12 protein-coding genes and 1 pseudogene are annotated in these 16,455 nt (G+C 66.9%); 12 read left to right on the forward strand and 1 reads right to left on the reverse strand.

Annotation, left to right across the window (positions count from 1 at the left end; translation table 11 throughout):
* From SZ55_RS23690 to SZ55_RS23740, 11 genes and pseudogenes are all read left to right on the forward strand, one after another.
* Window positions 1–962, forward strand: a 962-nt coding sequence (locus tag SZ55_RS23690; RefSeq protein ID WP_044412812.1) for an IS481 family transposase, incomplete at its 5' end; no start/stop codon positions are given.
* Between the two features lie 375 nt (window positions 963–1,337).
* Window positions 1,338–2,246 carry a glutamate/aspartate ABC transporter substrate-binding protein gene (locus SZ55_RS23695; RefSeq protein WP_044412651.1) on the forward strand — a complete coding sequence of 303 codons (909 nt, stop codon included), beginning with the start codon at window positions 1,338–1,340 and terminating at the stop codon, window positions 2,244–2,246.
* 156 nt (window positions 2,247–2,402) lie between these two features.
* Entirely contained in the window at window positions 2,403–3,149 is a 747-nt protein-coding gene (locus SZ55_RS23700) for an amino acid ABC transporter permease (RefSeq protein ID WP_044412653.1), read from the forward strand.
* The gene (locus SZ55_RS23705; RefSeq protein WP_164707494.1) at window positions 3,146–3,814 is read left to right on the forward strand and encodes an amino acid ABC transporter permease; all 669 of its coding nucleotides are present in this window, start codon (window positions 3,146–3,148) and stop codon (window positions 3,812–3,814) included. The genes SZ55_RS23700 and SZ55_RS23705 overlap by 4 nt, the downstream gene beginning before the upstream one ends.
* Window positions 3,811–4,545, forward strand: coding sequence for an amino acid ABC transporter ATP-binding protein (locus SZ55_RS23710; RefSeq protein ID WP_044412655.1), 735 nt, complete (start codon window positions 3,811–3,813; stop codon window positions 4,543–4,545). Before SZ55_RS23705 ends, SZ55_RS23710 begins: the two co-directional genes overlap by 4 nt.
* Before the next feature lie 65 nt (window positions 4,546–4,610).
* Complete coding sequence (gene ggt, locus SZ55_RS23715) at window positions 4,611–6,284, forward strand: gamma-glutamyltransferase (protein WP_044412661.1); 1,674 nt, start codon at window positions 4,611–4,613, stop codon at window positions 6,282–6,284.
* A 60-nt stretch (window positions 6,285–6,344) separates the two neighbouring features.
* Window positions 6,345–8,238 (forward strand): annotated as a pseudogene (locus tag SZ55_RS23720) (sensor histidine kinase).
* Window positions 8,235–9,557 (forward strand): sigma-54-dependent transcriptional regulator, encoded by a 1,323-nt coding sequence (locus SZ55_RS23725; protein ID WP_044412663.1) that lies wholly within the window; start codon window positions 8,235–8,237, stop codon window positions 9,555–9,557. Before SZ55_RS23720 ends, SZ55_RS23725 begins: the two are co-directional and overlap by 4 nt.
* Before the next feature lie 91 nt (window positions 9,558–9,648).
* Window positions 9,649–10,596, forward strand: coding sequence for a hypothetical protein (locus SZ55_RS23730; RefSeq protein ID WP_044412665.1), 948 nt, complete (start codon window positions 9,649–9,651; stop codon window positions 10,594–10,596).
* A 106-nt stretch (window positions 10,597–10,702) separates the two neighbouring features.
* A complete protein-coding gene (locus SZ55_RS23735; protein WP_044412667.1) occupies window positions 10,703–12,361 on the forward strand; it encodes a VRR-NUC domain-containing protein in 1,659 nt (552 codons plus the stop codon).
* Window positions 12,358–14,619, forward strand: coding sequence for an ATP-dependent DNA helicase (locus SZ55_RS23740; RefSeq protein WP_044412669.1), 2,262 nt, complete (start codon window positions 12,358–12,360; stop codon window positions 14,617–14,619). The genes SZ55_RS23735 and SZ55_RS23740 overlap by 4 nt, the downstream gene beginning before the upstream one ends.
* Window positions 14,620–14,630: 11 nt before the next feature.
* Here the strand turns inward: SZ55_RS23740 and SZ55_RS23745 are convergent, their stop codons facing one another.
* Window positions 14,631–15,500, reverse strand: coding sequence for a LysR substrate-binding domain-containing protein (locus SZ55_RS23745; protein WP_044412671.1), 870 nt, complete (start codon window positions 15,498–15,500; stop codon window positions 14,631–14,633).
* A gap of 154 nt (window positions 15,501–15,654) precedes the next feature.
* On the opposite strand from SZ55_RS23745, the gene SZ55_RS23750 reads away from it, so the two are divergent.
* A complete protein-coding gene (locus SZ55_RS23750; protein WP_044412818.1) occupies window positions 15,655–16,317 on the forward strand; it encodes a DUF998 domain-containing protein in 663 nt (220 codons plus the stop codon).
* Window positions 16,318–16,455: the final 138 nt, after the last annotated feature.

Raw genomic sequence — 16,455 nt, forward strand, 5'->3', positions numbered from 1 at the left:
AGGAGCAATCCCGGCGACCGCGCAGTAGCCCTCGGCAAGCGTCTGCAGAGATCGAGGCGCAAGTGGTGGCCCTTCGACGAGCACATCCAGCCTGGGGTGGGCGCAAGATCAGTCATGCTCTGGGCTGTTGTGTTGCGCCCAGTACGGTGACGAACATCCTGCATCGCAACAATTTGGTCGAATCGCCTGCATCGGAAGCGAAGAAGCCCTGGCAACGCTTTGAGCACGAAGCGCCTAACGACCTTTGGCAAATGGACTTCAAAGGGCACTTCCAAACCCAACAAGGCCAATGCCATCCCCTGACGCTGATCGACGACCACTCTCGTTTCAGCCTCGCCATTCAGGCGTGTGCCAATGAGAGACGACAGACAGTCCAGGAACGCCTGATAGAAGTGTTCAGGCGATACGGCTTGCCAGAAAGAATCAACACCGACAATGGCGCGCCTTGGGGCTCCCCGCGTAACCCTGGCGAGCTTTCGGAGCTTGGTGTCTGGTTGGTCAGCCTGGGAATTCGACTGAGCTTCAGCCGTCCCTACCATCCGCAAACCAATGGCAAGGATGAGCGTTTCCACCGATCCCTCAAGCTGGAAGTTCTCAAGGGTCGGCATTTCCATGATCTGGCTGAAGCCCAATCAGCCTTTGATCGCTGGCGGGAGATCTACAACCAGCAGCGCCCGCATGAGGCCCTGTCTTATCAGGTTCCTATCAGCCGCTATCGGACGAGCCCCTGGAAGTATCCCGAACAACCAACAGAGTTCGAGTACGGTCTGGATGATGTGCTGGCGAAGGTCTACCACAGCCGTTTCCGCTTCAGAAAACGCTACTTCCGCATTGCCAAGGGATTGGCTGGGAAAGTGATAGCAATACGTCCGCACTCAGATGCCGAACATTTGTTCGATGTGTACTTCTGCCACCAGCTACTGCGGACCATTGACCTGAATGACCCTGAGTGCAGTCCATAATGCGTCAACCATGTCCCCGTACATGTGTCCACCATGTCTCCGGTCCGTACAAACGACTGGAAAAGGGACTCGCCCGGGAGGGCGAAACAGAAAACACCAGCAGAACTCGATAATCAGCTTGTTCTCGAAATGTGGCCCTGAAAACACCGCCCTCTACGTTCGGATAGCCGAACGCCTTTACCTCCAATATCCGAACCACCGAACAAAGCCCTTCCGAGCCCAACCACCCACAAAAATAAAAACCAATAAATTCAATTACTTATAAACAAATCCCAACACCATACAGATGGCACGCATCCTGCCATTACAGATCCCCGACGGCGCCGAAAACCGCATCGCGCCGATAAGAACAAACAAAGTCGAGGACTGAAACACATGCGTACCCTTCCCAAGGTTCTGGCCGCCGCCATCGCTGCGACCCTGATTTCCGCTCCCGCCATCGCCGACGAACTGACCGGCACCCTGAAGAAGATCAAGGACAGCGGCACCATCGTCCTCGGTCACCGTGACGCCTCCATCCCGTTCTCCTACCTCGGCACCGAGCCGGGCAAGCCCATCGGCTACTCCCATGACCTGCAACTGAAGGTCGTCGAAGCCGTGAAGAAGGAACTGGCCCTGCCGGACCTGAAGGTCCGCTACAACCTGGTCACCTCCCAGACCCGCATCCCGCTGGTGCAGAACGGCACCGTGGACATCGAGTGCGGCTCCACCACCAACAACCTCGAGCGCCAGAAGCAGGTCGACTTCTCCGTCGGCATCTTCGAAGTCGGCACCCGCCTGCTGTCGAAGAAGACCGCCGGCATCAACGACTTCGCCGACCTCAAGGGCAAGAACGTGGTGACCACCGCCGGCACCACCTCCGAGCGCCTGCTCAAGTCCATGAATGCCGAGAAGCAGATGGGCATGAACATCATCTCCGCCAAGGACCACGGCGAGTCCTTCCTGATGCTCGAGTCCGGCCGCGCCGTCGCCTTCATGATGGACGACGCCCTGCTCTACGGTGAGATGGCCAAGGCCAAGAAGCCCGACGACTGGGTCGTCACCGGCAAGCCGCAGTCCTACGAGATCTACGGCTGCATGGTTCGCAAGGGCGACGAAGCCTTCAAGAAGGTGGTCGACAAGGCCATCGCCGACGTCTTCGCCTCCGGCGAGATCAACGGCATCTACGACAAGTGGTTCACCCAGCCCATCCCGCCGAAGAACCTGAACCTGAACTTCCCCATGAGCGACGAGCTGAAGAAGCTGATCGCCACCCCCACCGACAAGTCGGCCGAAGAAATCTGACCTGTTGCGCCCGCCTCCCACAAGGAGGCGGGCCGGGCGTGAGGGCGAACGGGCGTACCACGCCGCCTTCGTCCCGTCCCCCTGCCAGCGGCAGGGGGCGCCCCTTTCCGCTGCCGTCAACCGCAGACCGACAAAGACCCTGAGGGGACCACCCTGATGAATTACAACTGGGACTGGGGCGTATTCTTCAAGTCCACCGGCATCGGCGATGAAATCTACCTGGACTGGTTCGTCACCGGCCTGGGCTGGACCATTGCCATCGCCCTGGTGGCCTGGATCGTCGCCTTGCTGCTGGGCTCGCTGCTCGGCGTGATGCGCACCGTGCCGAACCGCCTGGTGTCCGGCATTGCCACCACCTACGTGGAGATCTTCCGCAACGTACCGCTGCTGGTGCAGCTGTTCCTCTGGTACTTCCTGGTACCGGACCTTCTGCCCAAACCGCTGGAAATCTGGTTCAAGCAGGACCTCAACCCGGCCACCTCCGCCTACCTCAGCGTGGTCGTGTGCCTCGGCCTGTTCACCGCCGCCCGCGTCTGCGAGCAGGTGCGCACCGGCATCCAGGCCCTGCCCAAGGGCCAGCTCGGCGCCGCCCGTGCCCTGGGCTTCGGCCTGCCGGCCATCTACCGCTACGTGCTGCTGCCGCAGGCCTTCCGCATCATCATTCCGCCGCTGACCAGCGAGTTCCTCAACATCTTCAAGAACTCCTCGGTGGCCTCGCTCATCGGCCTGATGGAGCTGCTGGCGCAGACCAAGCAGACCGCCGAGTTCTCCGCCAACCTGTTCGAAGCCTTCACCCTGGCCACCCTCATCTACTTCACCCTGAACATGAGCCTGATGCTGCTCATGCGCCTGGTGGAGCGGAAGGTCGCCGTGCCCGGCCTGATCGCCGTAGGGGGTAAATGATGGATTTCTCCGCGATCATTCCCGCCCTTCCCGGCCTTGCCGACGGGCTGCTGATGACCCTGCAGCTGATGGTGCTGGGCGTGCTGGGCGGCGTCGCCCTGGGCACCCTGCTGGCCCTGATGCGCCTGTCCCACAACCCGCTGCTGTCGAAGATCGCCGGGCTGTACGTGAACTACTTCCGCTCGATCCCGCTGCTGCTGGTGATCACCTGGTTCTACTTCGCGGTGCCCTTCATCCTGCGCTGGATCACCGGCGAGGACACCCCGGTCGGCGCGTTCACCTCGTGCCTGGTGGCCTTCATGATGTTCGAGGCCGCCTACTTCTGCGAGATCGTCCGTGCCGGCATCCAGGCCATCCCCAAGGGCCAGATGGGCGCGGCACAGGCCCTGGGCATGACCTACGGCCAGTGCATGCGGCTGATCATCCTGCCCCAGGCCTTCCGCAAGATGACCCCGCTGCTGCTGCAGCAGAGCATCATCCTGTTCCAGGACACCTCGCTGGTGTACACCGTCGGCCTGATGGACTTCCTCAATGCCGCCCGCTCCCGTGGCGACATCATCGGCCAGCCCCATGAGTTCCTCATCTTCGCCGGCCTGGTCTACTTCAGCATCAGCTTCATCGCCTCCCAGCTGGTCAAACTCCTGCAGAAAAGGTTAGCCGTATGATTTCCATCAAGAACGTCAACAAGTGGTACGGGGACTTCCAGGTGCTGACCGACTGCAGCACCGAGGTGAAGAAGGGCGAGGTGGTCGTGGTCTGCGGCCCGTCCGGCTCCGGCAAGTCCACCCTGATCAAGTGCGTCAACGCCCTGGAGCCCTTCCAGAAGGGCGACATCATCGTCGACGGCACCTCCATCGCCGACAAGAACACCGACCTGCCCAAGCTGCGCTCCCGCGTCGGCATGGTGTTCCAGCACTTCGAGCTGTTCCCGCACCTGTCCATCACCGAGAACCTCACCATCGCCCAGGTCAAGGTCCTCGGCCGGGGCAAGGCCGAAGCGCTGGACAAGGGCCTCAAGCTGCTCGACCGCGTCGGCCTCAAGGCCCACGCCCACAAGCACCCCGGCCAGCTCTCCGGCGGCCAGCAGCAGCGCGTCGCCATCGCCCGCGCCCTGGCCATGGACCCGGTGGTGATGCTGTTCGACGAACCCACCTCCGCGCTGGACCCGGAGATGGTCAACGAAGTGCTCGACGTGATGGTCGAGCTGGCCCAGGAAGGCATGACCATGATGTGCGTGACCCACGAAATGGGCTTCGCCCGCAAGGTCGCCGACCGGGTCATCTTCATGGACCGCGGGCAGATCGTCGAAGACTGCGCCAAGGACGAGTTCTTCGGCGACGTCAGCCAGCGTTCCGACCGCGCCCAGCAGTTCCTCGCCAAGATCCTGCAACACTGACGCCTCACCGCCCCCGGCCTGCCGGGGGCCTTTCCCCTCTTCACAACAACAACAGGGAACCCGTCATGCACTCGAAGCGCCTCAGCCCCCTCGCCCTCGGCCTGCTCCTGGCCGCCGCCCACGGCAGCGTCCTCGCCGCGCCCCTTGAAGGCGGTGCCGTCGCCGCACCGGACAGCTACGGCGCCCAGGTCGCCGCCGACGTCCTCAAGGCCGGCGGCAACGCCGTGGACGCCGCCGTCGCCACCGCCTTCACCCTCGCCGTCACCTACCCCGAGGCCGGCAACATCGGCGGCGGCGGCTTCATGACGCTGTACATGGACGGCAAGCCCTACTTCCTCGACTACCGCGAGATCGCCCCCAAGGCCGCCAGCAAGACCATGTACCTGGACGACAAGGGCGAAGTGATCGAGAACCTCAGCCTGGTCGGCGCCCGTGCCGCCGGCGTACCGGGCACCGTGATGGGCCTGTGGGAGGCCCACCAGCGCTTCGGCAGCAAGCCCTGGAGCGAGCTGATCACCCCCGCCATCGGCTATGCCCGCAACGGCTTCAAGGTCGCCCAGCAGCAGTACCAGTACCGCGAGGACGCCCTCGCCCTGTTCAACGGCAAGACCAACTTCAACGACTACTTCGGCACCCTCAAGCCCGGCCAGACCTTCAAGCAGCCGGAGCTGGCCAGCACCCTCGAACGCATCGCCGCCAACGGCCCGGACGAGTTCTACAAGGGCAAGACCGCCCAGCTGCTGGTCGCCCAGATGAAACAGGACAACGGTCTGATCAGCGCCGAAGACCTGGCCGGCTACCGCGCCAAGTGGCGCGAACCCATGCGCATCGACTGGCAGGGCAACACCCTCTACACCGCCCCGCTGCCCAGTTCCGGCGGCATCGCCCTGGCCCAGCTGATCGGCATCAAGGAAGCCCGCGCCGCCGACTTCAAGGGCGTCGAGCTGAACTCCGCGCGCTACATCCACCTGCTCGCCGAGATCGAGAAGCGCGTGTTCGCCGACCGCGCCGACTACCTGGGCGACCCGGACTTCTCCAAGGTGCCGGTGCAGCAGCTGACCGACCCGGCCTACATCGCCCAGCGCGCCCGCGAGGTGAACCCCAGCGCCATCTCCGCCACCGAGAAGGTCCGCCCCGGCCTGGAACCGCACCAGACCACCCACTTCTCCATCGTCGATGCCCAGGGCAACGCCGTCAGCAACACCTACACCCTCAACTGGGACTTCGGCAGCGGCGTGGTGGTCAAGGGCGCCGGCTTCCTGCTCAACGACGAGATGGACGACTTCAGCGCCAAGCCCGGCGTGGCCAACGCCTTTGGCGTGGTCGGCAGCGACGCCAACGCCATCGAACCCGGCAAGCGCATGCTCTCCTCCATGAGCCCGAGCATCGTCACCCGCGACGGCAAGGTCAGCCTGGTGCTCGGCACCCCCGGCGGCTCGCGCATCTTCACCTCGATCTTCCAGGTGCTGAACAACGTCTACGACTTCAAGCTGCCCCTGGAGAAGGCCGTGGCCGCCCAGCGCGTGCATCACCAGCTGCTGCCCAAGGACACGATCTACTACGACGCCCACGCCCCGCTCACCGGGCCGGTGGCCGAGCAGCTCAAGGCCATGGGCTACACCCTGGAGGACCAGGGCTGGAACATGGGCGACATCCAGGCCATCCGCGTCGATGGCAGCACCCTGGAAACCGCTTCCGACCCCCGCGGCCGTGGTGTCGGCCGGGTGGTGAAACACTGACCCAGGCGGCCCGCCGCCGACCGGGCGGCGGGCTGGCACGGCCCGGATGACTATGATGCAATGCCCCACCACCAGCCTCCGTGCCGTCCCGCCCGCCCTCACCGTGAAGCCGCGCCTGCTCCGCCACCTCTCGCTGACCCTCCTGCTGCTCCTGGCCATGCTGGGCGCCGGCTGGGTGGTCTATCACCTCAGCGAACAGGCCGGCATCCGCGCCCTGGCCAGCAACGGCGAACGCCAGCTGGAACTCCACGCCCGCGCCGTGGAGAGCGAGATCAACCGCTACACCTACCTGCCCAGCCTGCTGGAGCTGGAGTCCAGCGTCAGCCACCTGCTGCTCAACCCCACGCCCTACCGGCGCAACCTGGTCAACGACTACCTCGAAGGGCTCAACCGCCGCAGCGGCAGCCGTGCCACCTTCCTGCTCGACACCGAAGGCCGCGTGCTGGCCACCAGCAACTGGCGCGATGCCGACAGCTTCCTCGGTGAAGACCTGGCCTTCCGCGCCTACTACCAGGACGCCATGAAAGGCCTGCCGGGCCGCTTCTACGGCATCGGCAGCACCACCGGCGAAGCCGGCTACTACCTGGCCCACGGCCTGCGCTACCAGCAGCGGATCATCGGCGTCGCCGTGGTCAAGGTGAAGCTGGAGGCCCTGCAGGAGCGCTGGGAAAAGGCCCGCCTGCACGCCTTCGTCAGCGACGAGAACGGCATCATCATCCTCTCCAGCGACCCGGCCCTGCGCATGAAGGCGGTCCGCCCGCTGTCCGCCGACGACCGGGAGCGCCTGGCCCGCAGCCTGCAATACCACTGGTCGGCCCTCGACGAATGGCAGCCCAGCGCCCGCCAGGACCTGGGCGAAGGCCTGGAGATCATCAGCTTCCCCAACGGCGAAGGCACCGGCAGCGTCGCCTACCTCTCGCAGGCGCGCCTCCTCAATGACACCCGCTGGCACTTCACCCTGCTCTCGCCCCTGGCCGACCTGCGCCGCGAAGCGGTGATCCACGGCCTGCTCGCCGCTGCCGGGCTGGCCCTGCTGGCCTTCCTCGGCATCGCCTGGAACGAACGGCGCAAGGTGCTCGCCACCCGCCTCGCCGCCCGCGAAGCCCTGCTGGCCGCCAACAACGAACTGGAACGCAAGATCGGCGAGCGCACCCAGGACCTCATCGCCAGCAACCAGCGCCTGATGGACGAGATCCGCGAGCGCAAGCAGACCGAGGAAAACCTGCGCAAGGCCCAGGACGGCCTGGTGCAGGCCGGCAAGCTGGCGGTCATCGGGCAGATGTCCACCAGCATCGCCCACGAACTCAACCAGCCCCTCGCCGCCCTGCGCACCCTCTCCGGCAACACCGTGCGCTTCCTCGCCCGGGGCGCCCTTGACGTGGCCAGCACCAACCTCACCGCCATCAACGAACTGGTGGACCGCATGGGCCGCATCACCGCCAGCCTGCGCGCCTTCGCCCGCCGCGCCGACGACCATGGCCAGGCCTCCCTCGGCAAGGCCGTGGACGCTGCCCTGTTCATCCTCCACACCCGCCTGGAGAAGAGCCCCATCACCCTGCACCGCACCTGCGCCGAAGCCGAACTGGCCATCGACCAGACGCGCCTGGAGCAGATCCTGGTCAACCTCATCGCCAACGCCCTGGACGCCCTTGCCGGCCACGACGACGGCCAGATCTGGCTGGAAGGCCGCGACGAACAGGGCCGCTACCGCCTGGAAGTGCGCGACAACGGCCCCGGCATCGCCCCCGACGCCCGCGTGCACCTGTTCGAGCCCTTCTTCACCACCAAGCCCGGCGAGCACGGCCTCGGCCTGGGGCTGACCCTCTCCGCCAGCCTGGCCACCGCCGCCGGCGGCAGTCTCGGCGTGCGCCACCCGGAAGCCGGCGGCACCGCCTTCGAACTGCTCCTGCCCTACGCCGCTCACCGCGAGCCCGCGCCGAGGACCCCGACATGACCGAGCCCCTCACCGTCCTCATCGTCGAAGACGACCCCCACGTGCTGCTGGGCTGCCAGCAGGCGCTGATCCTCGAGGACATTCCCTGCATCGGCGTCGGCAGTGCCGAGGACGCCCTGGCCCAGGTCGGCGCCGACTTCGCCGGCATCGTCATCACCGACATCCGCCTGCCGGGCATCGACGGCCTGGAGCTGCTCAGCCGCCTCAAGGCCCGCGACCGCAGCCTGCCGGTGGTGCTGATCACCGGTCACGGCGACATCAGCATGGCGGTCAACGCCATGCGCGACGGCGCCTACGACTTCATGGAGAAACCCTTCTCCCCCGAGCGCCTGGTGGAGGTCGCCCGCCGTGCCCTGGAAAAACGCAGCCTCGACCGCGAGGTCAGCGCCCTGCGCCGCCAACTGGCCGGGCGCCAGTCCCTGGAGCAGCGCATCATCGGCCGCTCCCCGGCGATCCAGGCCCTGCGCGAACTGATCGCCAACGTCGCCGACACCGCCGCCAACGTACTGATCGAAGGCGAGACCGGCACCGGCAAGGAGCTGGTCGCCCGCTGCCTGCACGACTACAGCCGCCGCCGCGACCACGAGTTCGTCGCCCTCAACTGCGGCGGCCTGCCGGAAAACCTGTTCGACAGCGAGATCTTCGGCCACGAGGCCCACGCCTTCACCGGCGCCGGCAAGCGCCGCATCGGCAAGATCGAGCACGCCAACAAGGGCACCCTGTTCCTCGACGAGATCGAGAGCATGCCCATCAACCTGCAGATCAAGTTCCTCCGCGTGCTGCAGGAGCAGACCCTGGAGCGCCTCGGCTCGAACCAGCCGATCCCGGTGGACTGCCGGGTGATCGCCGCCACCAAGACCGACCTGGACGACGCCGGCAAGGCCGGCACCTTCCGCAGCGACCTGTACTACCGCCTGAACGTGGTGACCCTGGAACTGCCGCCCCTGCGCGAGCGGCGCGAAGACATCCTCATGCTCTTCGAGCACTTCCTGCAGCTCGCCTCCCTGCGCTTCGACCGCCCCGCGCCCACCCTGGACAACGCCACCGCCTCCAGCCTCATGGCCCACGACTGGCCGGGCAACGTACGCGAGCTGCGCAACGTCGCCGAGCGCTACGCCCTCGGCCTGCCGGCGCTGAAGAAGAGCGGCCAGGCCCCCGACGGCAACGCCCCGTCCTTCGCCGAGGCGGTGGAAGTCTTCGAGCGCAACCTCATCGGCCAGGCCCTGGAGCGCCACGCCGGCAACATCAGCCAGGCCGCCCTCAGCCTCGGCATGGCCAAGACCACCCTGTTCGACAAGGTCAAGAAGTACGGCCTCTGAATCCGCCTGGCGGATCGGGTGTGAACCCGATGGCGGCAGGGCCGAACCGTTTTGTGGTCCAATGCCGCCCCTCGTCAGACAAGGACGCACGATGACCACACGGATACTCGCCCTGCCCCTGCTCGCCACCACGCTCCTGCTGGGTGGCTGCGACAGTGATTTCGCCACCCTCACCTTCGAGCGCTCGGTGCGCAAGGCCCCGTTCGGTGACGAACTCCTGCCGGTCTACCGCGAGCAGCTGGAGGCGCTGATGCAGGCACAAGGCATCGACCCGACCCGCATCACCCCACGCATCAAGAACAGCCTGGGCACGGAGCTGGTGCTCAGCGAACCGATCTTCGGCGGCCTGGAACCGGCCCAGAAGACCGCCCTGCAGGCCGCCCTCAAGGCCATCGTCGATGCCCGCCGAGCACCGCTGGACATGCGCCTGACCCTGCACCCCGACGACATGCCCCCGAGCCTCCCCCGCGCACGGGAAAAAGCCCTCGAACTACCCCGCGAGTACGACGCCCACTTCACCCTCGACGCGGTGTCCCTCAGCGTGGCGTTCGGCATGACCGACCTGGTCAACGCAGCCCTGAAGGGCTCGATGAACATGCAGAGCGAGGTGATGTGCAACGTCACCGCGCAGTTCGAACCCGCCCTGCCCTTCATCGGCATGAAGGTGCCGGAAGAGGAAGGCCCCTACCGCACCCTGATGGTGAAGGACCTCGCCAGCGCTTACTCCTACGACGAGATCCCGGTGGAGGTGCGTTTCGCCGACCCGGACCTGCAGGCCCTGGTGAGCCAGCAGAAGGTGCAGGTCACCTCGGCCATTACCGACCGCTCGACCCCCTTCCGCAACAAACGCGGCCTGAAGCAGTTCGAGTTCATCATCGGCCCCGTCGGCACCGTCAATCACGAGAACGCCAAGGTGGATTTCTATTCCCACACCGACCTGGCGGTGAAATGCGAGCACCTGGCCGGCGCCCTTGGCCGCCCCTTCAGCTACAAGCTGGGCGACTCGCTGGATCGGCTGGCTTCGGTGGTCTTCTACTGAGGCTCGGCGGAGTGGCGGCACGGGCCACCCCACTGATCGAAATCCGGTTGGGCGCCAGCGTGGATAGCTGTATAAATAGCCAGCCATTCGCCCACCCTGTTCCGCCATGCCCAGCGCCCTCGACGACCCGTTCTATTACCTGAACAACTTCCGCACCGTGCTCGACTGGATCGGCTCGCGCTACGACGACCTCCTGCTGGATGAGGAGCGCGCCTTCCTCGCCGCCTTCGCCGGGCTGCCGCGCGAGGCCCAGGCGCTGCTGGTGCGCATGGTGATGCGCAAGGGCGAGCGCTTCCGCGAGAGCAAGCTGGTGTACGCCGAGATCGGCCCCACCCGCGAAGCGGTGCGCCCGCTGCTGGCGCTGGGCTGGGTGGATGCAGCGCCCGCGCTGGACCTGGAGCAGCTGTTCGCTCTGCTGCGCAAACCGGAGATTGCCACCTGCTTCGGCGCCGAGCTGGGCCGGGGTGACGCACGCAAGGCCGAACAACTGGCGCGGCTGCAGCCCCTGTACCCCGAACCGCGCCCCTTCGATGCCTGGTGCCCGACGCTGGACGACCGCGTCTACGCGCTGCGCCTGATGCCCCTGTGCGACCGGCTGCGGCTGATGTTCTTCGGCAACCTGACCCAGGACTGGTCCGAGTTCGTGCTCGCCGACCTGGGCATCCACCAGTACGAGCAGGTGGCGCTGGAAGCCGATGCCCGCGGCTTCCGCCACCGCGACGACGTGGACCTGTACCTGCGCCTGCACCAGTGCCGCGAGCGGCTGGAAGCCGGCGACGCCTGCCCGGCCACGCTGCTGGCGGACATCCCCCCGGCCAACGACAACCCCTGGCTGCAAGGCCGGCGCGCGCGGCTACTGTTCCAGCTCGGCCAGCACTGCGAACGCCTTGGCGAGCTGGACCTGGCCCTGGCCGTCTACCGCGACTGCCCCTGGCCCGGCGCACGCATCCGCCAGTTGCGGGTGCTGGAGCGCCTGGAGGCCTTCGAGCAGGCCCATACGCTCGCCCTGGCCCTGGCCGACGCCCCCGGCGACGAGGAAGAGCGCCAGCACCTGGCGCGCATCCTCCCGCGCCTGCAGCGCAAGCTCGGCCTGCCCCGCGCCGGCGCCCGCAAGCCGGCACCGGTGGAGCGTCTGGACCTGCACCTGCCGCGCCCCGAGCCGTTCGTCTCGGTGGAGCACAGCGTGCTGGCCCACCTCAGCGACCACGACGGGCCGGTGCACTACGTCGAGAACACGCTGATCAACTCGCTGTTCGGCCTGCTGTGCTGGGAGGCCATCTTCCACCCGCTGCCCGGGGCCTTCTTCCACCCCTTCCATGCCGGCCCGGCCGACCTGCTGGCCCCGGACTTCCATGCCCGCCGCGCCGAGCACTTCGCCGCCTGCCTGGCCCGGCTGGACGACGGCAGCTGGCGCGACGCCATGCGCCACACCTACCGCACCAAGCACGGCCTGCAATCGCCCTTCGTCTACTGGGGCGTGCTGGACGAGCCCCTGCTGGAGCAGGCCCTGCATTGCCTGCCGGCCGACCACCTGAAGCACTGGTTCCGCCGCCTGCTGCAGAACATCAAGGCCAACCGTGCCGGGCTGCCGGACCTGATCCGCTTCTGGCCGGGCCAGGGGCGCTACCAGATGATCGAAGTGAAGGGCCCCGGCGACCGCCTGCAGGACAACCAGCTGCGCTGGCTGGACTTCTGCGCCGAGCACGGCATGCCGGTGAGCGTGTGCTACGTGCAATGGGCCGACACCGAGGCCCTCCCGGCATGACCTACCGCGTGGCGGTGCGGGCCCTGTGCGAATTCACCGCCAAGCGCGGCGACCTCGACCTGCGCTTCACCCCCTCCCCCACAGCCCAGGAAGGCATAGCCGGCCACGCCCTGGTGGCGGCCCGGCGGGGCGACGGCTACCAGCGCGAAGTGCCCCTGGCCGGCGCGTTCGGCCCACTGCAGGTGCGCGGCCGCGCCGACGGCTACGACCCGGCAGGCAACCGCCTGGAAGAGGTGAAGACCCACCGCGGCGACCTGGCCCGCCAGCCCGACAACCACCGTCACCTGCACTGGGCCCAGGTGCGCGTCTACGGCTGGCTGCTGTGCGCCGAACGCGGGCTGGACGAGGTGGAGCTGGCCCTGGTCTACCTCGATGTCGCCAGCCAGAATGAAACCACCTTCACCACCCGCGCCAGCGCCGCCGAACTGCGGGCCTTCTTCGAGGCCCAGTGCCAGGCCTTCCTCGCCTGGGCCGAGCAGGAGCTGGCCCACCAGGCCCGGCGCGACGGTGCCCTGCAGGCCCTGCGCTTTCCCCATGCCAGCTTCCGCCTCGGCCAGCGGGAACTGGCCGAGGCGGTGTACAAGGCCGCCAGCACCGGCTGCTGCCTGATGGCCCAGGCACCCACCGGCATCGGCAAGACCCTGGCCACCCTGTTTCCCCAGCTCAAGGCCCTGGGCGGCGGACGCCTGGAACGCCTGTTCTTCCTCGCCGCCAAGACCCCCGGCCGGCAACTGGCCCTGCACAGCCTGGCGACCCTGCGTGACAGCGTGGACGCGTTGCCCGTGCGGGTGCTGGAGCTGACCGCCCGCGACAAGACCTGCGAACACCCCGGCAGCGCCTGCCACGGCGACGCCTGCCCCCTGGCACGGGGCTTCTACGACCGCCTGCCGGCTGCCCGCGAGGCAGCTGCGGAACGGCGCTGGCTGGACCGCGCCGCCCTGCGCGAGGTGGCCCTGGCCCACAACGTCTGCCCCTATTACCTGGGCCAGGAGATGGCGCGCTGGAGCGACGTCGTGGTGGGGGACTACAACTACTACTTCGACCTCGGCGCCCTGCTCTTCGGCCTTGCCCAGCTCAACCAGTGGCAGGTGGGCGTGCTGGTGGACGAAGCCCACAACCTGGTGGAGCGCGCCCGCGCCATGTACAGCGCCGAGTTGCGCCAGGGCGCGCTGAAGGCCCTGGTCCGCAGCGTGCCCGGCCCGCTGAAGAAGCCCCTGGAGCGGGTGCAGCGCAGCTGGAGCGAGCTGAACAAGGCCCAGCTGGTGGATTACCAGGCCTACGACGAACCCCCGCAGAAGCTGCTGGGCGCGCTGCAGAACGCGGTCACCGCCATCACCGACCACCTGGCGGAACAACCCGGCGCGCCGCTGGACCCGGCGCTGATGGCGTTCTACTTCGACGCCCTGCACTTCACCCGCATGGCCGAACTCTTCGACACCCATTCGCTGTTCGACCTGAACGCCTACGGCAGCGGCCGCAACCGCCAGTCCACCCTGTGCCTGCGCAACCTGGTGCCGGCCCCCTTCATCGGCCCGCGCCTGGAGGCCAGTCGCTCCACCGTGCTGTTCTCCGCCACCCTCAACCCGCGCCGCTACTACAGCGACCTGCTGGGGGTGCCGGGCAACACGCCGTGGCTGGAGGTGCAATCGCCCTTCACCGCCGAGCAGCTGCAGGTGCGGGTGGCCCGGGGCCTCTCCACCCGCTACCAGCACCGGGCGCAATCCCTGGAGCCCATCGTCGAGCTGATGGCCGACCAGTTCTACCAGCGCCCCGGCCATTACCTGGCGTTCTTCAGCAGCTACCAGTACCTGGAACAGGTGGCCACGCTGTTCGCCGAGCGCCACCCCTTCATCCCGGCCTGGAGCCAGTCGCGGAGCATGGGCGAGGCCGAGCGCCTGGCCTTTCTCGAACGCTTCACCGAGGGCGGGCGCGGCATCGGCTTCGCCGTGCTCGGCGGGGCCTTCGGCGAAGGCATCGACCTGCCCGGCGAACGCCTCATCGGCGCCTTCATCGCCACCCTCGGCCTGCCCCAGGTGAACCCGGTGAACGAGCAGTTGAAGCAGCGCATGGGCGCGATCTTCCAGGCCGGCTACGACTACACCTACCTCTACCCGGGCCTGCAGAAAGTGGTGCAGGCCGCCGGCCGGGTGATCCGCACCCAGGGCGACCGGGGCGTGGTGCACCTGATGGACGAACGCTTCGCCCAACCCGAGATCCGCCGGCTGCTACCCAGCTGGTGGCGGGTGGAGATGGGGTGAGACCGCACAGGCTATGAGGCTTCGCCCTCGGCGAGTAGCCAGCGGCTGAAGGTCACAAGTGCAGGCGGTGACTCGGCCAGGGGACGGGTCACCAGCACATAACGCTCGCAGAGTTGCGCCAGAGTCGGCCAGGGCGCACTCAGCCTCCCTTCATCCAGGTCACCCTCGACGTAGCGTCTCGGCACCAGCGCCATGCCGAAACCCACCTTGGCAGCCTCGATGAGCAAGGCGTAGCGGTCATAGACCGGCCCCGTAGTCGCGCTGGACAGGGCCATGCCGGTCAACTCGGCGTAGCGCGGCCAGCCATTGGGGCTCCCATGCTTGTGCAAGAGGGGCATGCGGGCGGGCGCCTCGCCCGCCAAGTGCGGGTGGCAGACCGCGACCATTGGCTCCTCGAACAACGGCTGCACCTGCATGGAGCGCCAGATGGGATGGTCGTAGTTGATCGCCGCATGCAGGTCGCTGTCCTCCAGATTGAAGGGCTGCGTACGCTCGCGCAGGTTGATCTCGATATCGGGATGGCGTTGACGGAAGCGCGCGAGCCGAGGAATCAACCAGCGGCTGGCCAAGGTAGGGATGACCCCGATCTCCAAGGCAACGCCAGTGGTTGTCTCACTCATCGCCTGGCGGGTATGCCGCTCCATATCCGCTAACACCGTGCGCATCTGCGCCGCGTAGCGAACACCGGCGCTCGAGAGCTCGACTCGGTTGCCCGCACGGAGGAACAGGCGCACCCCGAGGAACTGCTCCAGCTTGGCGATCTGCCGGCTGATAGCCCCCTCGCTCAATGAGAGTTCATGTGCGGCCCTGGCGAAGCTCTGGTGGCGCGCGGCGGCCTCCAGGGCGAGCAAGGCAGAGGTGCTGGGCAGGCGTCTGGTCATCGGTGGCCATCCGTGGATCGATGGGGCGACAGGATGACGCATGCGCAAGCTGCCTTGCAAAAAAAACGGTAACTCATTGCATGGGGGGCCCCTAGCATGAGGCCGCGATTCCGCAAGAGCCGGAACGCAATCCATGATGATTGGGAGTGCTGCCGTGAAGACGATTGACCGGGCCCTGCTGGGGCTGGGCGTGCTGATTCCGTTCTGGCTGTTCGCGGGTGTCGCACTGACCGCGCTCGCCTATCCGGGCTATAGCCATCTCGACCAGGCGATGAGCCAGTTGGGGGCCACAGGCGCCCCAACACAAGGCTTCTCCGCCTGGGTGAACAACCTTCCGTTGGGGGTGCTGTTCGTGCTCTTCGCGGTGGGTGTGGCGAGGCGCTTTCAGGCATCGCGTCTCGCGCTGGTGAGTGCCTCCCTGATCCTCCTCCACGGTCTGGCCAGTTTCGCCACGGGTTACTTTGCCTGCGACCAGGGTTGCGCGCCGACGCAGCCGTCCGTATCGCAGCAGGTGCACAACCTGGCGGGGCTGTTGATGTTCGCCTCGCTGACCCTGGCCAGCGCCCTGTGGGTGTTCCTCGGCAGACGTCTACTCGATGCCCCCGGCTTCGGGGTATTTTCAGCGCTCTGCGTGGTGCTGGCCCTGGTGACGGTAGTGCTGATGGGCAGGGCCCTCGCCGATGGCCAGCTGTTCGGCCTCTACCAGCGGCTCAACTACGGAGTCTCGGTCACCTGGGTAGCATCCTTGGCGCTACTCGCCTTACGGCGCCAGGCGAAGACCGATGGCGTTGGCAACCTCGTTACTACCAGCTGTTGATGCCCTGGGCGGGCGGCAAGTCCACCTGGCTCGGCGGACCTTCCCTCAACGAATCGCCTCGACTACGATCCGCCGAGGCTGATGCTGCCTGCCGCTCGCATCCTTCGGGAATGGTGAATGCATCGCTCCACCGTCTCC

The sequence above is a fragment of the Pseudomonas sp. FeS53a genome (genome assembly GCF_000931385.1).
GTDB lineage: Bacteria > Pseudomonadota > Gammaproteobacteria > Pseudomonadales > Pseudomonadaceae > Metapseudomonas > Metapseudomonas otitidis.